Below are 21,209 nucleotides of genomic sequence, written 5' to 3' on the forward strand. Positions count from 1 at the left end.
CGGGGTGCTCTCGTGCGCCATCGGATGGTCCTCGGTTCGAATTCGCGCGGAACATAGCGGGGGGCGTGGGGGAAGCCAATAGAGTCGGTGGGGTGGCGGAGGGGTGGGCCGGTGGCTGTGGACCCCCACCCCTGTCCCTCCCCCACATATCCACCGGCGGTGGGGCTTTGACTGACCCCGGCGCCTTGCTACAACCCCCGCCCCAACCGAGAGGCCGCATTCCTTGCCCCAGTTCAATTCCAACGGCATCGCCATCGCCTACGAGGTCCATGGCGAGGGCAGGCCGATCCTGCTGATCCATGGCTTCGGCTCGTCGGGGAAGATCAACTGGATCGATACCGGCTGGGTCGAGACGCTGAGCGGCGCCGGGTACCAGCCGATCACTTTCGACAATCGCGGGCACGGCGCCTCGCGGAAACTCTATGACCCGCAGCTCTATTTCGCCCACGAGATGGCGCGCGACGCCAAGCGGCTGCTCGACCACCTCGGCATCGCCCGCGCGCCGGTGATGGGCTACTCGATGGGCGCGCGCATCGCCGCCTACCTGATGCTGCAGGAGCCGCAGGGCGTCAGCTGCGCCGTGTGGGGCGGCATGGGGCTCAACCTGATCACCGGGCTCGAGGACAGCGAGGAGATTATCGAGGCGCTGACCGCCGAGTCGCTCGACCAGGTCACCGGCCGCACGGCGCGGCAGTTCCGTATCTTTGCCGATCACAACAAAGCGGATCGCGCCGCGCTCGCCGCCTGCATGGTCACTTCGCGCGAGCCGATGCGCGAGGCGGAGGTGCGCAAGATCGAGCAGCCGGTGCTGGTGGCGGTGGGCAGCGACGACGATATGGCCGGGTCGGCCGACGCGCTGGCGGCGCTGCTGCCGCGTGGCGAGGCTTTCACCATCGAGCGGCGCGATCACATGCGCGCTACGGGCGACAAGCAGTTCAAGGCTGCGGCACTGGAGTTCCTCAGCCGCTACGCTTCGGAGTAACCATTCAATGCGAGTTCAGCGCTAGCGAACCATTTTGCGCGCTAAGGGTTGGTATCGGAGGACGATTTGCCTTATATCGGCATTCGCCGATGGAGATACCGATGAGCACGAATTTCAAGACGGCCGAGGTCGCAATGATCGACCCGGTCTGGGACGCGATAGTTTCAGGGGCCAGGCAGGTGGTTGCCAAGGAGCCCTCGCTGGCCAATCTCCTCTACTCCAACGTGCTCAACCACGACCGTTTCGAAGACGCATTGGCGCATCGGCTGGCCGAGCGGCTCCACCATCCCGACGTCTCCGCCGACCTGATCCGCCAGGCCTTCCGCGATGCGCTGGAGGACCGGCCGGAGATCGCCATGGAGTCGCGGGCCGACCTCGCGGCGACGCTCGAGCGCGATCCGGCGCTGCACAAGGCGGTCGACGGATTCCTCTATTTCAAGGGCTATCACGCCATCCAGACGCACCGCTTCGCACATGCGCTGTGGATGGGCGGACGCAAGGATTTCGCGCTCTATCTGCAGAGCCGGTCGAGCGCCGTGTTCCAGGTCGACATCAATCCCGCGGCGCGGATCGGCAAGGGCATCATGCTCGATCATGCGACCGGGTTCGTCGTGGGCGAGACCGCGACGATCGGCGACAACGTCTCGATCCTGCAGGGCGTGACGCTTGGCGGCACCGGCAAGTCCGAGGAAGACCGGCATCCCAAGATCGGTAACGGCGTGTTGATCGGCGCCCACGCGGTGGTGCTCGGAAACATCAAGGTCGGGGACTGCGCGCGGATCGGCGCGGGCTCGGTGGTGGTCAAGGACGTGCCGCCGCGGGTCACGGTGGTCGGTGTTCCCGCCCGCATCATCGGCGAAGCCGGCACGCCGCATCCCGCCTCCGTGATGGACCAGCTAGGCGTCGTCCAGGACGTCACCAGCTGATTCCTCGCCTATCACGGTAGCCAGCCGACCGCATTTGTGCCATTTCGGCTCAGGAAAAAGCGCCGTGCGGGATTGCCCGGCGGGGCGCAATGCCTATTGTGGCGATCCCAAATCGCCGCCCTGAAGGAGCCGCCATGAACCATCCTGAAATCATCAAGCTCCAGAAGTTTCTGCAGCAGAAGTTCGGCAACCGGAACATCGACGTCCGGCCCCGCAACAAGCAGAACGACAGCGTCGAGGTGTATCTGGGCGAGGAATTCCTTGGCCTGATCTATGTCGACGACGAAGACGGCGACCGCTCGTACAATTTCCAGATGGCTATTCTGGACGTCGACCTCGACGAAATCCACTAATGATGATCGTTGCCACGACCAACGACCTGCCCGGCTACCGCATCATCAAGACCATTGGCATCGTGCGCGGCCTCACCGTGCGCTCACGCAGCGTCTTTGGGACGATCGGCGGGGCGCTGCAATCGCTGGTCGGCGGCAACATCACGCTGTTCACCTCGCTGGCCGAGACCACTCGCCAGGAGGCGCTGGACCTGATGGTTCGGCATGCCGAACAGATGGGCGCAAACGCGGTGATCGCGATGCGCTATGACGGCAACGAGATCACCGACGGCATCACCGAAATGCTCGCTTACGGCACCGCCGTGGTGGTCGAGGAAGCCTAGCGGCCTTACAGCGCGCCGATCTGCCCCAGGCGGGCGGTTAGCAGCCCGTCGAAGTCCCGCCAGTGCGTCAGCGCAGCCTCGGGAAAGGCGTAGATCGCCGCAATGCCCGGGCCCAGGTAGACCGTCCGCAGGCACTGCCCGGCGCCGGTCGCGGCCACCGGCTTCGAGCACTTGGCGACGAACGGGTCGGCCGATAGAGGGTCGTACCAGACCGTCTCGCCGGCATAGCCTTCATCCGGATTGAGCGGCTTTCCCACCAGTCCCGGCGGGCCGGAGACCTGCTCGGGCAGGAACTGGTGCAGATAGACTCCATCGAGCAGAGCGGCGCTAGGGCGCGCCCGGCTGCGGGGGAGCAGCGTCACCTCGACCGCTTCGCGTTTGCCCGCGACGCCGAGCGGCAGCTCGAAGCGCAGGTCGATCTGCTTGGCGAAGCCCTCGACACGCTGCTCCTCATAGCGGAACCACGACAGCGGAATTTGGAGGTCGCGGCCACCCAGCGTGCGCGTCAGCGTCGTCTCGGTGTCGAGCCGATGCGCCTGGGTGCGGGCGGCGCGGCCGGCGGCATCGAGCAGATAGGCCGCGCCCACGCCGAGCAGCGCCAGGACGAGCATGATCGCGGCGAGATTGAAGCCGATCGTGCCTTGCTGTGGTTTGCGGGCCTCGGCCTCGGCGGACATCGGGCAAATTAACCAGTGTTGCGCGCGTCAGGTGACAGCCCAATGGGCGCCGGGTATGCTTAATAAAGCGTTAATCCCATGCTGCTCAGGGGCTCGTCGATGTTCAGGGAATTGCTGTTGGCCGCGCTGATCATGGCGGTGGGACTGTCGATCGCGGGCATGGGCACGTATCTCTATCAATGGCTGGTCAAGACCCAGGCGATGTTGCGCTATGACGGCCAGACTTTTGCCCACACCATGGGGCACCTGGCGATGAGCTTCGTGTGCGGGCCCTACATCCTGCTGAAGATGGGGTGGCAGCAGGACCAGAAGGGCACCCTGTCGGTTGCCTCGGCCCTGATCGGTTCCTTCGTCGGCTTCGGCTGGGCGTTTGTCACCGGCCTGCTGTTCGTCGGCAGCTACTTCATGATCGTCGTGTAGCGACGCCCTAGCCCCGCCTGCAGTCCCGGGCGCGCCGCTATATCGCACCTCCCGGTCCCGAGGAGATGTCGGATGCCGCCCGCCTTTCCCGTGGAATTGAAGCCGCACGACCCGCAATGGGCCGCCGCCGCCGACCGTGAGGCCGGCCGCCTTCGACTGATGTTGGGCGACAAGCTGGTGACGGTCCACCATATCGGGTCGACTTCGATTCCGGGGCTGATCGCCAAACCGATCCTGGATCTGCTCCCGGTTGTCAGATCGATCGGCGCGCTCGATGACGCGCGGGCGCGGATCGAGGGTCTCGGCTACCAATGGTGGGGTGAGTTTGGGTTGCCGGGGCGCCGCTACTGCACGCTGGTCGACAAGGTCAGCGGCAAGCGCCTCGTCCAACTGCATTGCTACGAAGACGGCAGCCCGGAAGTCACGCGCCACCTGGCGTTTCGGGACTACCTGAGGGCACATCCGGAACTGGCTGCCGAGTACGAGGCGGTGAAGCGCCGCTGCGCCGAGGCCCACCCGGACAGTTCGCACGCCTACGCAGAGTGCAAGGGCGATTGGGTCAAGCGCGTCGAGACCGAGGCCCTGGCCGCCCGCTGAATTACTTCGACGCCACGAATACCGTGCGGCTGTCGACCAGGTCGACCCACTGGCCGGCATCGGCCTGCGACTGGCGCTTCAGGTACTGGTAGGGCGTCTGGTTCCAGAGCAGCACCCGGCTGTCCTGGTTGTCGAGCACCAGGTCGCCGCGATCGGTACGGACCATCAGCACGGCATGGCCGCTGCCACTGGTCTCGCGCACCACGGTGATCAGCAGGGTGGAGGGGTTCCAGCCGGCGTCGATCAGCGCCTTGCGCTTGGCCAGCGCGAAGTCCTCGCAGTCGCCATAGCCGTCCGGATAGGTCCAGTACTCGGAGACCTTGTAGTAGTCCTCGTCGGTCACCGGGACGATGGCGGCGTTGATGACGTTGTTGATCTGCACCAGCTCGTTCCAGCGCGCATCGGTGAGGCCCATGGCCGCCACGGCGTGTGGGTTGGCCTTGCAATCGCTGTGGTGCGACTTGCAGAACTCGGAGGCTCCCACCGGGATGCTGGTGATGCCGCCCGCCTGCACGAAGGCCGGGTTGGTGAAGTCGATCTGGTCGGCCCTCGCCGGTATCGCCAGAATGAAGGCTGCCATTCCCAGTGCGACGGCCGCTGCAATGAACCCTTTGAACTTCGACATCGTGGTTGCCCCCTGACGGAAGCCACGATGCCCGGGCCAAATTGCCCCGAACGAAAAACTGCAAGCTAGTTTTTATGCGAATTAGAACGGTCCCGGTGAGGACTCGTTAGCCATGCCGATACGGTCGAGGAGGGGGGTTCAGTTGACCCGTAGGTTCTGCTGCACGACGGTCAGCATTTCCTGGGCGGAGGCGAATTCGACCGCGACGCCGTCCTGGAAGTGGCGGATGACGCGGGCGCGCATGCGGCCGAGGGTGACCGGGGTGCCCATGGCCGGGCGGACGGCAAGTTCAATCGCGGCGCCCGAGAGCGAGATGTCGATGATCTTGCAGTTGTAGCGGCGGCCGTCGTCGAGCACGACGGTCGAGTGCCGGTTATCGGGCACCACGCGCTCATGCCGCCGGTCCTCGGGGAGGCCGAGCACGTCCCGGTTGGCGAGCCAGGTGAGCTGGGCCGCCATCTTGTCGCGCTTGCGGGGCGTTGCGACGATGTCCATGTGGAAACCGCCCTCGATCACGTCGGTGATGTCGCCCTCGATGCGTCCGAGATGGTCGATATAGGCAATGACGCGCTCTCCGGCGATGCCGGCCACGGGTGCGATCACCAGCGCATCGCCCGGCGACATCTCTAGCACCTGGCAGGGAAATTCCCGGCGGTCGGTCAGCATGTATCGGCCAAGCAACGACACCTTTACGCGCTGAAATCGCGGCATCTGCGCATAGGAGCGGGCCGGTCTCGCAGCACGGGTTTCGTCGGTGAGCATGTGTGGGACCAGCCGGGCCAAGCTATTGACCCGTCTAAGCTATCCACTCTTGGTTAACCGAAGGTAAGGTGCGGGCGGCGGATTGCCCGGAACTGCTGATTTTTAGCGGCGGCCGCCATCGATGACTGCAAGATGCGCGTAACGGCGCGCCGAACGGCCAAAAACCGTCGCCGACATCGGTGCGGGGACAGGCCCGCTGCCGGTGGCGAACACCAGATCCTCGGCCGGAACAGGCGTCGCCATGTCCCGCGCCATGTCGGAGAGGGACACGTCGTCGGGCCAGATCAGCCTGAGGCCGGTGATGCGCTGCTCGAGCACCGGCTGGACGCCGAACCAGTAGGGCTCGTCGATGGCGGTCATGGCGCCGAGCAGGCGGAACTGCGTGCTGCCGTTATGGCGCAGCGGCAGCAGGATGGTCTCGACCGACAGGCGCGTGTGCACCGCCGTCGTGCCCTGGAAAGTGACGAGGGCAACCGCATGGTCCTCGGTGACGGCGCGGACCAGGGTGTCGATAGCGTCGCGGTCACGTTCGTGCCACAGACGCGTAAAGGAGCGGCCCTTGAGCTCGCGGGCATAGGCCGAGCAGAGATGCGAGCCGGCGAGGCGGAAATCGAACTCGTTGGTCTCGTTGAGTTCGAGGATGAAGGTGTTGGCCAGTGCGGCGCGGATGCGGGTAGGGTCGATATCACGCCGGTCGGGGGCGCTGCGCGAGCCCCGCAGTGCATTCCAATAGTCGAACAGCGCCTTGGTGCTGGCCTTTTGCATGGTCTTTTTGCCTTGTTCCCAAACCCGAGCATCGCGTCCCGGGGAAGGGGCGACCGCCGCGGAAGCAAGACTGACAAAACCGGGGGCAGAAATCGCCTTTAAACAATTGTTAGGGTTAACGCGGCAGGTGCCGTGTGGATAAGTCGGGGGATTGGGCTACAAAGCCCGGAAAACCGGGAGTTTTCATGTCTGACGAGAAAAAAAGCCAAGAAACTCAAGGGCCTGGGGCCCGGCAACCGGCAATCCTGCTGCCCGGGGTGATAACCGCACTGCTGGGGCTGATGGTGGCCGTACAACTCGCCAGAGCCTTCGTTCTTAACGAAGACGGCGACCTCCAACTGATCGTCTGGCTGGCCTTCATCCCGGCTCGCGCGATCGCCCCGACGGAGTTCCCCGGGGGGTGGATACCGCTCGTCTGGACACCGTTCACCAGTGCCTTTTTGCATGCCGGATGGGAGCACCTTTTAATCAATTGCGCCTGGCTGGCCATTTTTGGCACCCCGGTGGCCCGCCGCTACGGCACGTGGGCGACACTGATTCTGTTTCTCGTTAGCGCCGCGGTGGGGGCGGCATTCTTCGCGGCGACGACGCTCCCGCAGGTGCAGGTGCTGCTGGGCGCCTCGGGCGGCATCGCCGGACTCACCGGGGCGGCTTGCCGTTTCATCTTCCAGCCGCTCATCGTGGCGCGCGACCCGGCCACCGGCGAGCAGGTGGTGCTCGGCCGGCGGATGGGGACGCTGGCGGAACTGGCGCGCAACCAGCGGGCCGCCTTCTTCATTGTGGTGTGGCTCGTCCTCAATGCCGCGGTGCCGTTCCTGCCCTTGCTGATCGGGGAGAGCATCGGTATCGCCTGGCAGGCGCATCTGGGCGGCTTCCTCGCAGGGCTCTTCCTCGCCCCGCTGTTCGAACGCCGTCCCAAGGAGAAAACCACATGATTGAGGAACCTGAGGCAACCGACCTCGCCGCCCGAATCGTGACGCTGGAGACGAAGATGGCCTTCCAGGACCAGGCCATCGAGGAGCTGAACCAGGCGCTCGCCGAACACTTCAAGGAAATCGAGTCGCTGAAGCGCGAGTTGCACAATCTCGGCTCGCAGCTACGCGACGTCGAATCGCATCCCGCGCTGGCGCCGGGGGTCGAGCCGCCGCCGCCGCACTACTGAGGCTTGTAGACCTCGGCGGGATCGAACAGTCTCGGCTCGGCGGCATCGCGCAAGGTGTCCGCGTCTTCGACGATCCGATAGAAGCAGCTCTTGCGGCCGGTGTGGCAGGCGGCCCCGCGACCGGTCTGCTCGACCAGCATCAGCACCACGTCCTGGTCGCAGTCGGTCCGCATCTCGATGAGCCGCTGGATTTCGCCGGAGCTCTCCCCCTTCTTCCAGAGCTTGTTGCGCGAACGCGAGTAGTAGTGCGCCTCGCCCGTCTCGAGCGTCAGCTGCAAAGCCTCGGCGTTCATATGCGCCACCATCAGCACGCGATTGGTGCCCGCTTCCTGCGCGACAGCGGTGACGAGGCCCTGCGCGTCGAATTTCGGCGCAAACACGGTGCCTTCCTCGAGGTCGGCGTGGCTGAGAGTGCTGGGGTCGGCGAAGGAAGTGCTCATGGCGCGGTTCTATCCCGCGCCCGGTCTTGGCTCAATCCTCAGCCCTGATCTTCCAGGGCGATCCAGATCTCGACAGTTCCGAGCCCGGTGCTGCTGTTGAAGTCCGGGCCGTAATACTCGATGAAGCTCCAGGGCGGCTGCTTCTGTCGGTAGCCGGAGCGCGGCAGCCATTCTTCGATGATGGCGGCGATGGTCGAGCGGATCGTGGTGATGTGACCGCGATGGGCGAGGCGGGCGTAGCGCTGCGCCGGGACCGTGACCAGCTTGAACGCGGGCGGCAGTTCGGCGGTGTCGCCGACCTCCATGCCCGACATGTATTCGAGCGTCCCGTCCCGCTCGAAATAGCAACCGCACAGCCCATAGGTCGCGCCGGCGACCGCACCCGGTACGTTGCCTAGATAAGGCGCGAACCGCTGCCATTGCGCGGGCATGCTCGCTGCGGCGGTGAGATCGTGCCGTTCCATCAGGCCGGCCACGCGCAGGGCCGGCAAATCCTCGATCCGTGGCTCCGACAGCTTGACCGAGACCGCGTTGTCCATGCGCAGCGGTTCGACCAGCGGCAGGCCGTCGAGCCGCTGCCGTCGCCGTACCTCGTCGGGGGTGAGCCCCATAAGGTCGCGGAACGCCCGCGTGAACGCCTCGTGCGAGCCGTAACCGGCGTCGAGCGCCACGCTGAGGATGTCCGGCGCCCCGCCAGCCAGCGCCTTTGCCGCCTCGGACAGCCGCCGGCCGCGCAGGTATTGCGAGATCGAATAGCCCGTAACGCGCGGGAAGATGTGCGACAGGTGATAGCGCGAGACCCCGGCATGCACCGCCATCTCCTCGAGCGTCAGCGGCAGGCCGAAGCGCGATTCGATCATCCAGATGGTTTTGGCCACAGCGGACATAGCGACCCCTCACTGGCGTCCATCATATCCTACTGGGAGGGGTCCGCTACTTGATCTCCGTTGCGGTGTGGCGCGGAGGGGTGTCGCGCCGACGGCAATGGGTGCCGGGTCGAGGCGTTACGCAGTATTGCGGGTTGTACAGAAAGCGCAATTGTCCAAAACTCGTGGTGGAGTGCAAGTAATTCTCATGTGTCGTTTGCCATCGGTGGCTGTCGGTGTTCTGAATTTCTTTCTAGGGGGGATCATGCGAATACATGTGGGTATGGCTCTAGGCCTCGGCCTGCTCGCCTGCTCTTCGCCGGCATCGGCGTTCGACTGGAACGGCTTTTACGCCGGGTTGAGCGCAGGCTACAGCTTCGGCCACTCCGATGGTGCGTACGACTCACCGGACCTCGAGCAGCCGTTCATCCCCTTCAGCACCTTCAATCTCGACAGCGACCCGTCCGGCGCGTTCATCGGGGTGACACTCGGCGGCAATGCTGCCCTGGGCGACGGCCCCGTGGTCGGCATCGAAGGCGACCTCTCCTTCGGCAGCGTGGGCGACACCATCGCCGACGATTTTGCTACCTTTCGGACCGATCTGGGCGAGGAGATCTCTTCGACCACCGGGTTCTCGGGCACGCTGCGCGCCCACCTCGGCTTCGACGGCGGCGATTTCATGCCTACCTGACGGCCGGTGTCGCGGCTGCGCAGGTCAGGATCGACGTAACCGACGGTGACCTCAGCGAAAGCGCCGCCCTTTTCGGCTGGACTGCAGGCGCGGCGTCGAGTTCGCCGTGAGCGACGCAGTGACCGTAAAGACGGAGTATCTGTTCACGGACCTCGGCGAGCACACCTGGTTCGACGGCGAACTCTGGTCGTCAACGTCGCACTCGACCTCGCATACCGTTCGCGTCGGCCTCAACTTCGCGCTCGATTGAGCGCGAAGAGCGGGCTCAGCCGCGCTTGCCCACCAGCGCGAAGAACCGGTCCTGCTCGTTGCGGTCCTCGGCGAACACGCCGGTGAATCGTTGCGTGATGGTGAGGGCGCCGTGCGCACGCACGCCGCGGATCGACATGCACATGTGCTCGGCCTCGATCATCACGGCGGCGCCGCGCGGGTTGAGATGCTCGTTGATCGCGTCGATGATTTGCGCCGTCATGTTCTCCTGCACCTGCAGCCGGCGCGCATAGACCTCGACGAGGCGGGCAAGCTTCGACAGCCCGACCACGCCGTCATGGGGCAGGTAGGCGATGTGCACCTTGCCGAAGAACGGCACCATGTGGTGCTCGCAATGCGACGAGAACGGAATATCGCGGACCAGCACGATATCGTCGTAGCCGCCGACCTCCTTGAAGGTGGTCTGCAGGATCTCGCGCGGGTCCTGGTGGTAGCCCCCGAAGAACTCGCCATAGGCGCTGGTGACGCGCGCGGGCGTCTCGAGCAACCCCTCGCGGCTGGGGTCGTCGCCGGCCCAGGCGATCAGCGTACGAACGGCCTCCTCGGCTTCATCACGGCTCGGACGGCGGATTTCGGAGACGAGTTTGGCGTGCTGCGGTTTGGCGCTGGCGTCCATCTTTTCCTCGGTCAATAGCAGACGACAGACGCAATTCGTCGCCTCACGGTTCCCGGCTTCGTCAGTGACGATGGACGCCGCTGACTTGTTGCATCGCTACCACTATATACGTCCGGTCAGGCCGCGCTCAAGAAACAGTTTTGTGCATCTCATGGACCTCAGCGATCTCTATTCCGAAAAGATCCTCGAAATCGCAGGCAATCAGCCAATGCCGGGCCGGCTCGCCGATCCGGACGCCACCGCCCGCAAGGTGAGCCGGGTCTGCGGCTCGACCATCGAGGTGGACATCCGCGTCGCCGACGGGGTGATCACCGGCTACGGCCACGACATCCAGGCCTGCGCCCTGGGCCAGACTTCGGCGGCTGTGGTCGCGACCAACGTCGTCGGTACCCCCGCCGCGGAATTCCGCCGCGTCCGCGACGAGATGACGGCGATGCTGAAGGCCGATGGACCCCCGCCGTCGGGCGAGAAATGGGCAGACCTCAGATATCTCGAGCCGGTGCGCGAATACCGCCCGCGCCACACCTCTACGCTGCTGGTGTTCGACGCGGTGTGCGAAGCGCTCGACAAGCTCGAATCGCCCAAGGCCCCGGCCGCCCTCTGATGCATCGCGCCGTCCATCTGTTCTGGACCATCGTCGACCTGCCGTTCCGGCTCGCCTCCTATGCACTGATCCAGGGCTACCGCCACTCGCTTTCGATGTTCATGGGCCGCAACTGCCGCCACGCCCCCACCTGCTCCGAGTTCACCCGCGACGCCATCTGGCGCCACGGCTTCTGGCCGGGCGGCTGGATGGGCCTCGCCCGCATCGTCCGGTGCCGGCCGGGCGGCACGCACGGATATGACCCTGTGCCCGAGGCGCTGCCGGATGGGGCGCACTGGTACGTGCCGTGGACCTATGGGCGGTGGAGCTAGCTCCACAGGTTTCCCGACATTCACCCTTGTATGGTTTCGCGCCAAAACAGCATTGACGAACGCCGGAAGTTACTACAGCGTTCGCCGCGCGCATTCGGCTCATAAGCAACGAGGCCGGTGAGAATACTTGGGGGCGTGCTTTTATGCGGGTGTCTGTAATTAGCCTCGAACGCTCCCACGAGCGACGAGCGGCCGTTACACGCCGCCTCAAGGAACTCGGCATTGCGTTCGAATTCTTTGCCGCAGTTGACGCGGCAGCTGGCGCGCACCTGCAGTTCCCCAGCTTTCCCAATAAACTGCGGTCGCGTTATGGAGGTCACCTGACGCCGGGGGAGGCAGGATGCTTTGCAAGTCATGCCTTGCTCTGGGAAGAGTGCGCGGCCTCGGGGCGGCCCATATTGATCCTGGAGGACAATGTCGATCTGGCAGCCAACTTTTGCGATTCTCTGGCGGCCGCTCAGGCGGAATTAGATCGCGGCGCCGGATTTATCAGATTGGTGGCCCTTATTCAGCGCAGGTCCGTCTTGCTGAACGAGGTCAGCGGCAACATGCGGCTTGTGCGCTATCTAAAAGGACCGAGCGGTGGTCAGGCCTATGTGCTTTCCCCCGAAGGTGCGCGCCGGCTGCTCGATGGAGTAAAGCGCTGGGCGGAGCCGCTGGACGATTATCTCGATCGCTTCTGGGTGCACGGTCTCCCCGCCTTGGCAATTCATCCGCTCACGGTCACAAGAGCCGACGTTCCAACCACCATACCGGGCCGGGAGGGGTACACCGGCTTGAAGCTTTTTCGGCGACGATTGGTGCGCAATTGGGATGGGCTTTTCCGACTGATCTACAACCTCGGCGCTGGCTTCGCGAACGCCGGGCCATGGGTAGTCAGCCCGGAACCGCGGGAACCAGGAAAAGGGACTTAGCTGGCCCGCCATGCGCGTGTTTGTCATCAGTCTCGAACGCTCTCGAGCGCGGCGACTAGTGGTGGAGAGCCGTCTCGGGGAGTTGGGCATTCAGTTCGAGTTCTTTGCCGCAATTGACGCAGTAGCGGGCGAGCACCTGAAGTTCCCACGCTTTCCAAAGAAGCTGCGGTCCCGTTACGGGTATCGCCTGACACCGGGCGAAGCCGGATGCTTTGCAAGTCACGCCATGCTCTGGGAGGCTTGCGCGACCTCGGGCCATCCCATGTTGATCCTCGAGGACAACGTACATCTTGAACCCGGCTTTCCCCGCGCCTTGGCCGCAGCCGCGGCAGAACTGGAACACGGCACGGAATTCGTTCGCTTGAATGCGTCGTACAGGCGCAGGTATGTCCCGTTGAAGCAATTCGACGAGGACATGCAGCTTGTGCGCTACCTGAAAGGGCCGAGAGGCAGCACTGCATATGCGCTTTCGCCTGAGGGCGCCCGCCGGCTCCTAGATGGGGTGAAGCATTGGGCGGAACCGCTTGACGATTACCTCGACCGATTCTGGGTACATGGCCTGCCGCCCCTGGTGATCCACCCGGTCACCGCCAGGCGAGCCGATGTTCCTACCGAGATTCCAGGCCGGAAGCCGCCTTCCGGTCTGTCGCGCGTTTCACACATACTTGTCGCCAACTGGGATGGGTTGCTTCGCCAGGCATATAACCACCGGGTCGGCCTCTCACGAAGCCGGGCGGTAATGCCTGAACGCGGTATCGATGAATCTGTGGCCACGCTTGGGCTGTCTGAATAGCTCCGTCCATGCTACGCCTTGGCCGCGGGCTGCCCCGGCGAACGAGCTGCTGAGCGATCGTGTCGGTATCTTGAAGTTGCTAATTTCGATCGGTAGTTTGAAGGTTGGCTAGGACATTTTCTCGGCTGCTGCGGCGGCACCAAGTACTAAACGATATTCATCGTATCCCGATAAACAAACGTACAATTTGGCAGCGGCTGACGTTCAAGGCGCGGGCGAGTGCCTTTACTAGTGCCGTTGGCAAGCGCTACGCAGCTTTTATTCCGGTGGGGACGCGCCTAAGCCCGACGATCCGCTTCGGTCATGCCTTCAACGGTGTTCACATCGCGGGAAACGCCAGGATTGGCGAGCACGTCCTGATCATGCAGAACGTCCCCATTGGGGCGAACATGGGTCATGCGCGCGATACCGAGGCCCCAGTGATCGGGAACAACGTTTTCATCGGTGCCAACGCCTGCATTATTGGGCGGTGTGTGATCGGAGATGGCGCAAAAATCGGGGCCGGAGTCGTGCTGGTAAACGCCACCATCCCGGCTGGGGCGGTGATCGTGAACAATTCAGCGTACGATCTGACGAACGATCGATCGGTGTACTCCCGGTCTCGGTCATAGCCATCGCCAGACAAAGGAGAAACTTTCTCGTGCCGATACTTAGTGCCATCCGGATCGTCACCGGCGCGAGCGCCAACCACGGCAACTCGCTCGTCCAATTGCTTGGATCGCTGGCAAAGTGGGAGAGGAACACGCCCGTCGCAGTCTATGATCTGGGCCTGAAGCCCAAGCATGTATCGGCGAATCGAGGCGATGGGCCTCAGCTTGATCAGGTTTCCCTACGAAGACTATCCGCCGTACTTCGACATCGACGTGAACGCCGGTGAGTATGCCTGGAAGCCCGTGATCGTGAAGAAGGAGTTTTCCAAATCGGACACTCCGCTGGTCTGGATGGACGCAGGCGACATGCTTCGCTTTCCGATCCTTTGGATTCGGCACTGCCTGAGGACAGTGGGATTCTATTCGCACAGGTCGAGTGGCACTGTGGAAAAGTGGACCCATCCGGGCATGTACACGGCCCTCGGGCTGCCGGTCGGCTGGGCCGGTGATCGCAAGCCGCTGAATACTTCATGCGTAGGCTTCAACCCTGCTAATGCTGTGGCCCGGGCCCTGGTTGACGAATGGTTTGCCGGTGCGATGGACAAAAACGTCATAGCTCCGGAGGGGTCCAGTCGGGCAAACCACCGGCAGGATCAGGCGCTTATGACCTTGCTCGCCTATCGGTCCGGCATTGTCTGGAAGCCGAGCGGCGGAGATCGGGCACTGGTCACGCATCGGGATTTGCCTGAGTAGTCGCAGGCCCTGCAAACCTCGTCCTGGGCGCGGGTTGCCCCGGGTCCCGGCGGGGGTCGGGATGACAGCCGGTGGGGTTAGAATGTCCAGTTCTTGCAGACACTTGCTATATTCTTCCCCCCACTTATCCCCGCCCTCTTCAGCCCATCGTATTCTCCCCCCATCCGCTGCACCTGAAGCGAGGTCATGACGAGTGGTTGGTGCAGCGGAGACCGGGTGGGGTGGTAGTCGTATCACCCCAGGCGGAAACCATGACGGTCGCGCCAGGTAGCGTGGGGGATGCCGCTGGCAACGCGGGGTGGGGTCTTGCCGATCCCACCGAGGAGCGAAAGCTGCCGGGCAAGGGCAGCGGGTGGAGGCGGACGGGCCGGACCCCTTTGGGTCGCCGACGATCAAAGCCCTTCGCTCTCGCGATGCGGCCCGGGAGGCTCCCGAACCCTCCGTGGCATAGGCCCAAAACCCCGGCCGGCCGGCGAGGCGTGAGCCTCATACATTGCGGACTACCCGCGTCGAGGCCAACGCCTCGCCGGCCCCGCTTCATCTCCTCACAGGGTTCGAGGGGATGGCTCTTTGACAAACTCCGAAGCCCAATGGGCTGTCGGATGCATCAGCTCGTCCCGTTCACGGACCACCGACCCCACCCCAGCACATCGCGTTTTGGGTGAGCGCCTGGGCTACGGCTGTTTCCGCAGGTCGGTCCCCCCGCGTCTTGTTCCCGTCACGCCGCGCCGCTAGCCTCCTGCCCGCAAAGAAAGAGGAGTTCCCATGCCCACGCGCCTCAATCCTTATCTCAGCTTCAACGGCAATGCCCGCGAGGCGATGGAATTCTACAAGTCCGTGTTCGGCGGCGATCTCACCATCAACACCTTCGCCGATGGCGGCATGCCGCACGAGCCCGCCGACAAGGACAAGGTCATGCATGGCCAGCTGGTTGCCCCCAACGGCTACTGGCTGATGGGCTCGGACACCCCGCCCGGCATGCCCTTCACCCCCGGCTCGACCATGACCGTGTCGCTGAGCGGCGACGACGACGCGGAGCTGCGCGGCTACTGGACCAAGCTGACGGATGGCGCGAGCATCGGCGTGCCGCTCGAAAAGGCCCCATGGGGCGACAGCTTCGGCATGCTGACCGACAGGTTCGGCACGCCATGGATGGTCAACATCACCGCGCCCGGCAACGCCTGATAATCCCCGCCCACGCGGGCCCGCCACCGGCTGATGCGCGGGCCATGGGTATCCGTGACGGCGGCGCCCGCTGCCCTTGGCCGTTGATCCGCCACAGCGGTCGTGACATGGAGGAGGCCCCGGAAACTTCGAGGCCCCAGCCATGAAAAACATCGGTTTCCTCTCGTTCGGGCACTGGACGCCCTCGCCGCAATCGCAGACCCGCTCGGCCGCCGATGCGCTGCTGCAATCGATCGAGCTCGCCGTCGCCGCCGAGGAACTGGGCGCCGACGGCGCCTATTTCCGCGTCCACCATTTCGCCCGCCAGCTCGCCTCGCCCTTCCCGCTGCTGGCCGCGGCGGGCGCCAGGACCAGCCGGATCGAACTCGGCACGGCCGTGATCGACATGCGCTACGAGAACCCGCTCTACATGGCCGAGGATGCCGGCGCCGCCGATCTCATCGCCGGCGGCCGGCTGCAGCTGGGGATCAGCCGCGGCTCACCCGAGCAGGTGATCGATGGCTTCCGCCATTTCGGCTACGTGCCGGCCGAGGGCGAGACCGATGCCGACATGGCCCGCGGCCACACCGAAGTGTTCCTCGACGTGCTGCGCGGCGAGGGCTTTGCGCAACCCAACCCGCGCCCGATGTTCGCCAACCCGCCCGGCCTGCTGCGGATCGAGCCGTATTCCGAAGGCCTGCGCGAGCGCATCTGGTGGGGCGCCGCGACCAATGCCACGGCAGAGTGGGCGGCGAGGCTCGGGATGAACCTCCAGAGCTCGACGCTCAAGTACGACGAGGGCGGCAAGCCGTTCCACATCCAGCAGGCCGAGCAGATCGCGGCCTTCCATGCCGCCTGGAAAGCGGCGGGTCACACCCGCACGCCGCGCACCTCGGTGAGCCGCAGCATCTTCCCGCTGGTCAACGATATGGACCGCGCCTATTTCGGCCGCGAGGGCGAGAGCCAGGACCAGTTCGGCTATATCGAGCCCGGCAGGCAGGCAGTTTTCGGCCGCAGCTACGCCGCCGAGCCCGAGCAGCTGATCGCCGAACTGGCCGAGGACGAGGCCATCAAGGCCGCCGACACCCTGCTCCTCACGGTCCCCAACCAGCTGGGCGTCGACTACAACGCCCACGTGATCGAGGCCGTGCTCACCCAGGTCGCCCCCGCCCTCGGCTGGCGCTGACCCGCCAGCCATGTGCAACGACTACGAACAGCACGTCACGCACGCACAGTATCTCGAGGCCATCAAGGCACTGGATCTCGACTCGAGCGGCGCCGTCGACCTACCCGAGGCCGACGACATCCGCATCGGCGACATGGGCCCGGTCCTCCGCGTCGCCGGCAACGGCGTCGAGATCGTGCAGATGCGGTTCGGCTGGCCGCCACCGCGTCCCAAGGCACCGCCGGTATTCAACTTCAAGTCCGACAACCGCCATTTCGACAACTCGAAGCGCTGCCTCATCATCCTTTCGGGCTTCTTCGAGTTCACCGGCACCAAGTCGCCCAAGACCAAGCACCGCTTCAGCCTCAAGGGCTCGCCCCTGATGGCCATCGCCGGCCTCTGGAGCGAAGACGAAGCCGGCGCGCTGAGCTTCACCATGCTCACCACCGAGCCCGGCCCCGACATCGCGCCCTATCACGATCGTCAGGTCTGCGTGATCCTGCCCGAGGACTGGGCCCACTGGCTCTTCCTCACCAAGCCCGAAGCGGAGCTCCTGAAGCCTCTGCCGGCAGGCTCTCTCGACGTGGTGACCGTCCGCCCCTGAGGCCATCACAGCCCCCGAATCTCCCGCCAGACGCGCCACTCCCGCCGCGCATCCTCGAGCGCCCGGTGCGCCACCGGCATCGCGTCGACCGCAGCCCGCGCCCGGGTCACCAGATCCACGATTTCCGCCGCCTCGGCCCCCTGCCCCAGCCGCTCCCGCGCCGCCGCGACGAAGGCCACCTCTGTATCGATCAGCCGCAGCAGGTGCCGGGGCTTCCCCGCCGCGCGCAGCAGTATGCTCAGCCAGTGCCCGTCCCAGGATGGCGCGCTGGCATGCACCTCGTTGCCGTCGAACAGCGTGATCAGCCGCGCACACACCGCCTCGTGCGGCTCGCCCTCCGCCATCAGCTGCGCCCGCGATATCCCGTGCACCGCCTCCGCCGCCTCGTCCCAGTCGGTCCAGTCAGCCGCCGGCCGGATCAGGTGCGCCTCGCCCTCCCCGTCCTCGCCCACCCAGCCGACCTCGATGGGATAGCTGCGCTTGTTCAGCGAGGAGGCTTCGAAATCGAGGAATACGCGCATGGCTCACAGAAACCGCGCCGCTGAGAACGCGGCCGGATCGATGAACGGCTGCTCCCCCGTCACCATCTCGGCGATCAGCCGGCCGGTCGCCGGCCCCAGCGTCATGCCGTGATGCGCGTGCCCGAAGGCGAACCACAGTTTTTCATGGCGCGGCGCCGGACCGATGATCGGCATCATGTCCGGCGTTACCGGCCGCGCGCCGCGCCAGGGCTCGGCATCGAGGCGCTTGCCGAGCCCGGGGAACAGTTGCCGCGCCAACGGCTCGTCGCGGTCGACCTGCACCGGCGTCGGGGGCGCGTCGCGCAGCGCGAACTCCGCGCCGGTGGTCAGCCGGATGCCGCGCACCATCGGCGCCAGCAGGTACCCGTAGCTCGCGTCGAGCATCCAGTGCCGCAGCGGCTGCGCCTCGGGCTGGGCATAGTGCATGTGGTAGCCGCGCTTCACCTCCAGCGGCAGCCGGTAGCCCAGCCGCCCGGTCAGATCCCCCGCCCACGGCCCGAGCGCGATCACTGCCTCCCGCGCCTCGAGCACCTCGACCGCAAGCGGCAACCGCCACCCTGCCCCCGAAGTCCCGGGCTCGAGCCGCATCGCGTCGCCCGTCACCACGGTGCCGCCAAGCCCCTCGAACAGCTCGCGATATTTCACCACCAGCCCTCCCGGCTCGCGGATGCTCCAGGGATCCGTCCAGTGCAGCGCGCCGGCCAGCTTCGCGCCAACTCCCGGCTCCCGCCGCACCATCTCATCGCCGCCGAGCTGCTGGTGACCGATCCCGAAATCTCGGCTCAACCACTCCGCCTCGCGAAACGCCGCATCCCGCTCCCCCGCATCGCGATAGAGCAGGTACCAGCCCTCCTTGGCGATCAAGTCCCCAGCCCCAGCCAGCTCGATCAAGGGCGCATGCTCGCTGATCGACGCGGCAATCAGCGGCGCATAGGCATTCACCACCTTGCGATAGTTGTCCGGCCGCGAGTGCCACCAGTAGCGCGCCAGGAACGGCGCGATCCGCGGCAGCGCATCGGGGTGGTAGTACATGTCGGTGCGGTTGTTCAGCCCATAACGGAACAACGCCGCCAGGCCTTGCGGAAACGCCCGGGGCAGCGCTCCCTCGCGCTGGATCAGTCCGGCATTGCCGTATGAGGTCTCCTCGCCGGCTCCTCGCCGGTCGACCAGCACAGTCGCGCGGCCCCGCATCTGCAGATGGATCGCGACGCTGACGCCGACAATTCCTGCTCCAAGTACAATGCTGTCCGCCTGCATGCCGGCAAATCCGATAAAAACGCCTGTTGCCGAACAGCTTAGCGGCGTTTCCTCTGCCCGTCCTCAGTCAGATCGGTAGTACCCGGGAGTATTTCACCTGCCCTAGCGAGAAGCTCGATTCGATCGAACTCACGCCTGCTACCTGCGTCAGCTTCTCGCGCAGGAACGCCTCGTAGGCGGCGAGATCGGCGCACACTACGCGCAGCAGGAAGTCGAACTGTCCGGTCATCAGGTAGCACTCCATCACCTCCGGCCACCCAGCGATAGCCGCCCCGAACCGGTCCAGCGCTTCCGCCCGCTGTCGCTCGAGCTTGATCGAGATGAACACCGAGACCGGTAGGCCCACGGCCTTCTGGTCGATCACGGCGCTGTACGCGGAAATTATCCCCGCCTGCTCCATCTGGCGTATCCTGCGTAGACAGGGAGATGCCGACAGCCCAACCCGGTCCGCTATTGCCTGGATGGTCATGCGCCCATCTTCCTGCAGCGCCCGCAGGATGCGACGGTCGATGGCGGTAAGCTCGTTTTTGGCAGAATTCACTACTTTTTCCCGCATATCGCTCCGAAAGCTGCGCAACCCGATGACCGGAGGGGCACATTAGGCAGGAAACGCCACGCCGCCTAGTGCACGGTCGATGTCAGACATTTGGGAGGGAACATGCCGACGGAACGGATCGCCCTGATCGAGGCACTCGCAGGCAAGGCGCTGTGGCTATCCAACTGGATGATCCACCACGCCAACCATCTGCGGCCCAATCCGGACGGGGTGAAGGTCGGCGGACACCAGGCCTCCTCGGCCTCGATGACGGCGATCCTCTCGGCGCTCTATTTCGGCATCCTCAAGCCCGAGGACCGGGTGGCGGTGAAGCCGCACGCAGCCCCTGTGTTCCACGCCATCCAGTACCTGTTCGGCAAGCAGAGCCTCGACAAGCTCAAGGCCTTCCGCGGCTATGGCGGCGCACAGTCCTACCCGTCGCGCACCAAGGATATCGACGATGTCGATATCTCCACCGGCTCGGTCGGCCTCGGCGTCGCCTTCACCGCCTTCGCCTCGATGATCCAGGACTATGTGCGCGCCAAGCCATGGGCGAAACAACGCGCTGAGGGCCGGATGATCGCGCTGGTCGGCGACGCGGAGCTCGACGAGGGCAATGTCTACGAGTGCCTGCTCGAGGGCTGGAAGCACGGCCTCCGCAACACCTGGTGGATCATCGACTACAACCGCCAGAGCCTCGATGGCGTGGTGCGCGAGGGGCTGTACGACCGGATCGAGGCGATCTTCCGCGCCTTCGAGTGGAACGTCGTCACGCTGAAATACGGGGTGAAACAACGCCGCGTCTTTGCCGAGCCCGGGGGCGAGCGGCTGCGGGAGTGGATCGATGCCTGCCCCAATGGGCTCTACTCGGCCCTGATGTTCCGCGGCGGCGCGGCCTGGCGCGAGCGGCTCACCGATGAAATCGGCGACCAGGGTCCGGTCACCGCGCTGCTCGAACGGCGTACCGATGCCGATCTCGCGGACCTGATGGCCAATCTTGGCGGTCATTGCATCGAGAGCCTCCTCGAGCAGTTCGAGGCGCAGCAAAGCGACAAGCCGACGGTGTTCATCGCCTATACCGTCAAGGGCTGGGGCACCCCGCTCGCCGGCCACAAGGACAACCATGCCGGGCAGATGACCGGCGCGCAGATCGAGAGCCTCAAGGCCTCAATGAACGTGCGTGAGGGCCATGAGTGGGACCGGTTCGAAGGGCTGCCGCAGCGCGAGAGCGAGCTCGAGGCCTTCCTCGCCAAGGTTCCGTTCAACACCAGGGAGAGCCGCCGGCTCACCTCGCCCGCCGTGCCGGCGCTCGGCCCGCAATTCGTCGGTCCCGGTGCCACCTCGACGCAGACCGCCTTCGGCAAGATCCTCGACGCCATCGCCAAGACGGACAGCGAACTCGCCCGCCGCATCGTCACCACCTCGCCCGACGTCACGGTCTCGACCAATCTCGGCACCTGGGTGAACCGCCGCCACCTCTTCGCCAACAGGGAAATGGCCGACATCTTCCAGAAGGAGCGCAT

At 65.1% G+C, this 21,209-nt stretch carries 29 protein-coding genes and 1 pseudogene; 20 read left to right on the forward strand and 10 right to left on the reverse strand.

Annotated features, from left to right (window positions below):
* The first annotated feature begins 223 nt into the window (after positions 1-223).
* The 4 genes from JWQ89_RS11450 to JWQ89_RS11465 all read left to right on the forward strand — a co-directional run bounded on the left by JWQ89_RS11450 (position 224) and on the right by JWQ89_RS11465 (position 2,584).
* Positions 224-982, forward strand: a complete 759-nt coding sequence (locus tag JWQ89_RS11450) for an alpha/beta hydrolase (RefSeq protein ID WP_299641100.1) — start codon at positions 224-226, stop codon at positions 980-982.
* Positions 983-1,083: 101 nt separating this feature from the next.
* Positions 1,084-1,908 carry a serine O-acetyltransferase gene (gene cysE, locus JWQ89_RS11455; protein ID WP_299641102.1) on the forward strand — a complete coding sequence of 275 codons (825 nt, stop codon included), beginning with the start codon at positions 1,084-1,086 and terminating at the stop codon, positions 1,906-1,908.
* Between the two features lie 134 nt (positions 1,909-2,042).
* Positions 2,043-2,261 (forward strand): DUF3126 family protein, encoded by a 219-nt coding sequence (locus JWQ89_RS11460; protein ID WP_055049303.1) that lies wholly within the window; start codon positions 2,043-2,045, stop codon positions 2,259-2,261.
* Positions 2,261-2,584 (forward strand): heavy metal-binding domain-containing protein, encoded by a 324-nt coding sequence (locus tag JWQ89_RS11465; RefSeq protein WP_299641105.1) that lies wholly within the window; start codon positions 2,261-2,263, stop codon positions 2,582-2,584. Before JWQ89_RS11460 ends, JWQ89_RS11465 begins: the two co-directional genes overlap by 1 nt.
* Positions 2,585-2,589: 5 nt before the next feature.
* On the opposite strand, the gene JWQ89_RS11470 is transcribed toward JWQ89_RS11465, so the two are convergent.
* On the reverse strand, positions 2,590-3,261 hold the full coding sequence (locus tag JWQ89_RS11470) for a hypothetical protein (protein ID WP_299641107.1): 672 nt from the start codon (positions 3,259-3,261) through the stop codon (positions 2,590-2,592).
* A gap of 99 nt (positions 3,262-3,360) precedes the next feature.
* Between JWQ89_RS11470 and JWQ89_RS11475 the strand changes: the two genes are divergently transcribed.
* Together JWQ89_RS11475 and JWQ89_RS11480 are read left to right on the forward strand one after the other, a co-directional pair.
* Positions 3,361-3,681 (forward strand): hypothetical protein, encoded by a 321-nt coding sequence (locus tag JWQ89_RS11475; RefSeq protein WP_299641109.1) that lies wholly within the window; start codon positions 3,361-3,363, stop codon positions 3,679-3,681.
* Positions 3,682-3,753: 72 nt separating this feature from the next.
* Positions 3,754-4,278: a GrpB family protein gene (locus JWQ89_RS11480; RefSeq protein ID WP_299641111.1), complete on the forward strand. Its 525-nt coding sequence runs from the start codon at positions 3,754-3,756 to the stop codon at positions 4,276-4,278.
* Position 4,279: 1 nt separating this feature from the next.
* Here JWQ89_RS11480 and JWQ89_RS11485 read toward each other — a convergent pair whose 3' ends face one another.
* The 3 genes from JWQ89_RS11485 to JWQ89_RS11495 form a co-directional block, all read right to left on the reverse strand.
* The gene (locus tag JWQ89_RS11485) at positions 4,280-4,903 is read right to left on the reverse strand and encodes a transglutaminase-like cysteine peptidase (protein ID WP_299641112.1); all 624 of its coding nucleotides are present in this window, start codon (positions 4,901-4,903) and stop codon (positions 4,280-4,282) included.
* Between the two features lie 138 nt (positions 4,904-5,041).
* On the reverse strand, positions 5,042-5,665 hold the full coding sequence (locus JWQ89_RS11490) for a PilZ domain-containing protein (protein ID WP_299641114.1): 624 nt from the start codon (positions 5,663-5,665) through the stop codon (positions 5,042-5,044).
* A gap of 102 nt (positions 5,666-5,767) precedes the next feature.
* Positions 5,768-6,430 (reverse strand): PAS domain-containing protein, encoded by a 663-nt coding sequence (locus tag JWQ89_RS11495; protein WP_299641116.1) that lies wholly within the window; start codon positions 6,428-6,430, stop codon positions 5,768-5,770.
* Positions 6,431-6,615: 185 nt separating this feature from the next.
* On the opposite strand from JWQ89_RS11495, the gene JWQ89_RS11500 reads away from it, so the two are divergent.
* Positions 6,616-7,365 (forward strand): rhomboid family intramembrane serine protease, encoded by a 750-nt coding sequence (locus JWQ89_RS11500; protein ID WP_299641117.1) that lies wholly within the window; start codon positions 6,616-6,618, stop codon positions 7,363-7,365.
* A complete protein-coding gene (locus JWQ89_RS11505) occupies positions 7,362-7,592 on the forward strand; it encodes a SlyX family protein (protein WP_299641119.1) in 231 nt (76 codons plus the stop codon). The genes JWQ89_RS11500 and JWQ89_RS11505 overlap by 4 nt, the downstream gene beginning before the upstream one ends.
* Here the strand turns inward: JWQ89_RS11505 and hisI are convergent.
* Both hisI and JWQ89_RS11515 read right to left on the reverse strand, forming a co-directional pair.
* Positions 7,586-8,032, reverse strand: coding sequence for a phosphoribosyl-AMP cyclohydrolase (hisI, locus tag JWQ89_RS11510; protein WP_299641121.1), 447 nt, complete (start codon positions 8,030-8,032; stop codon positions 7,586-7,588). The two genes, JWQ89_RS11505 and hisI, sit on opposite strands and share 7 nt — an antisense overlap.
* Positions 8,033-8,070: 38 nt before the next feature.
* Positions 8,071-8,919: an AraC family transcriptional regulator gene (locus tag JWQ89_RS11515; RefSeq protein WP_299641124.1), complete on the reverse strand. Its 849-nt coding sequence runs from the start codon at positions 8,917-8,919 to the stop codon at positions 8,071-8,073.
* 244 nt (positions 8,920-9,163) lie between these two features.
* On the opposite strand from JWQ89_RS11515, the gene JWQ89_RS11520 reads away from it, so the two are divergent.
* Together JWQ89_RS11520 and JWQ89_RS11525 are read left to right on the forward strand one after the other, a co-directional pair.
* Positions 9,164-9,589, forward strand: coding sequence for a hypothetical protein (locus JWQ89_RS11520; protein WP_299641126.1), 426 nt, complete (start codon positions 9,164-9,166; stop codon positions 9,587-9,589).
* A 106-nt stretch (positions 9,590-9,695) separates the two neighbouring features.
* Positions 9,696-9,839, forward strand: coding sequence for a hypothetical protein (locus JWQ89_RS11525; RefSeq protein ID WP_299641128.1), 144 nt, complete (start codon positions 9,696-9,698; stop codon positions 9,837-9,839).
* Positions 9,840-9,854: 15 nt separating this feature from the next.
* Here the strand turns inward: JWQ89_RS11525 and folE are convergent, their stop codons facing one another.
* Positions 9,855-10,475: a GTP cyclohydrolase I FolE gene (folE, locus tag JWQ89_RS11530; RefSeq protein WP_299641129.1), complete on the reverse strand. Its 621-nt coding sequence runs from the start codon at positions 10,473-10,475 to the stop codon at positions 9,855-9,857.
* A gap of 151 nt (positions 10,476-10,626) precedes the next feature.
* On the opposite strand from folE, the gene JWQ89_RS11535 reads away from it, so the two are divergent.
* The 9 genes from JWQ89_RS11535 to JWQ89_RS11575 all read left to right on the forward strand — a co-directional run bounded on the left by JWQ89_RS11535 (position 10,627) and on the right by JWQ89_RS11575 (position 17,373).
* Entirely contained in the window at positions 10,627-11,079 is a 453-nt protein-coding gene (locus JWQ89_RS11535) for an iron-sulfur cluster assembly scaffold protein (RefSeq protein WP_299641152.1), read from the forward strand.
* Positions 11,079-11,390 carry a membrane protein insertion efficiency factor YidD gene (gene yidD, locus JWQ89_RS11540; RefSeq protein ID WP_299641131.1) on the forward strand — a complete coding sequence of 104 codons (312 nt, stop codon included), beginning with the start codon at positions 11,079-11,081 and terminating at the stop codon, positions 11,388-11,390. Before JWQ89_RS11535 ends, yidD begins: the two co-directional genes overlap by 1 nt.
* A 143-nt stretch (positions 11,391-11,533) precedes the next feature.
* A complete protein-coding gene (locus tag JWQ89_RS11545) occupies positions 11,534-12,304 on the forward strand; it encodes a glycosyltransferase family 25 protein (protein ID WP_299641133.1) in 771 nt (256 codons plus the stop codon).
* 10 nt (positions 12,305-12,314) lie between these two features.
* On the forward strand, positions 12,315-13,097 hold the full coding sequence (locus JWQ89_RS11550; RefSeq protein ID WP_299641135.1) for a glycosyltransferase family 25 protein: 783 nt from the start codon (positions 12,315-12,317) through the stop codon (positions 13,095-13,097).
* Between the two features lie 104 nt (positions 13,098-13,201).
* Complete coding sequence (locus tag JWQ89_RS11555; RefSeq protein ID WP_299641137.1) at positions 13,202-13,708, forward strand: hypothetical protein; 507 nt, start codon at positions 13,202-13,204, stop codon at positions 13,706-13,708.
* Between the two features lie 171 nt (positions 13,709-13,879).
* A complete protein-coding gene (locus JWQ89_RS11560) occupies positions 13,880-14,440 on the forward strand; it encodes a hypothetical protein (protein WP_299641139.1) in 561 nt (186 codons plus the stop codon).
* 765 nt (positions 14,441-15,205) lie between these two features.
* Complete coding sequence (locus tag JWQ89_RS11565; RefSeq protein ID WP_299641140.1) at positions 15,206-15,625, forward strand: VOC family protein; 420 nt, start codon at positions 15,206-15,208, stop codon at positions 15,623-15,625.
* Positions 15,626-15,767: 142 nt separating this feature from the next.
* Positions 15,768-16,790 carry an LLM class flavin-dependent oxidoreductase gene (locus tag JWQ89_RS11570; protein ID WP_299641142.1) on the forward strand — a complete coding sequence of 341 codons (1,023 nt, stop codon included), beginning with the start codon at positions 15,768-15,770 and terminating at the stop codon, positions 16,788-16,790.
* A 10-nt stretch (positions 16,791-16,800) separates the two neighbouring features.
* Positions 16,801-17,373 carry an SOS response-associated peptidase gene (locus JWQ89_RS11575; RefSeq protein WP_299641144.1) on the forward strand — a complete coding sequence of 191 codons (573 nt, stop codon included), beginning with the start codon at positions 16,801-16,803 and terminating at the stop codon, positions 17,371-17,373.
* A gap of 5 nt (positions 17,374-17,378) precedes the next feature.
* On the opposite strand, the gene JWQ89_RS11580 is transcribed toward JWQ89_RS11575, so the two are convergent.
* The 3 genes from JWQ89_RS11580 to JWQ89_RS11590 all read right to left on the reverse strand — a co-directional run bounded on the left by JWQ89_RS11580 (position 17,379) and on the right by JWQ89_RS11590 (position 19,692).
* Complete coding sequence (locus JWQ89_RS11580) at positions 17,379-17,894, reverse strand: exonuclease domain-containing protein (RefSeq protein WP_299641146.1); 516 nt, start codon at positions 17,892-17,894, stop codon at positions 17,379-17,381.
* Between the two features lie 3 nt (positions 17,895-17,897).
* Complete coding sequence (locus tag JWQ89_RS11585; protein WP_299641149.1) at positions 17,898-19,151, reverse strand: FAD-binding oxidoreductase; 1,254 nt, start codon at positions 19,149-19,151, stop codon at positions 17,898-17,900.
* Positions 19,152-19,218: 67 nt separating this feature from the next.
* Positions 19,219-19,692, reverse strand: coding sequence for an Lrp/AsnC family transcriptional regulator (locus JWQ89_RS11590; protein WP_299641150.1), 474 nt, complete (start codon positions 19,690-19,692; stop codon positions 19,219-19,221).
* 117 nt (positions 19,693-19,809) lie between these two features.
* On the opposite strand from JWQ89_RS11590, the pseudogene JWQ89_RS11595 reads away from it, so the two are divergent.
* Positions 19,810-21,209 (forward strand): annotated as a pseudogene (locus tag JWQ89_RS11595) (transketolase); the annotation flags it as partial.

Source organism: Devosia sp. (genome assembly GCF_028290645.1).
GTDB lineage: Bacteria > Pseudomonadota > Alphaproteobacteria > Rhizobiales > Devosiaceae > Devosia_A.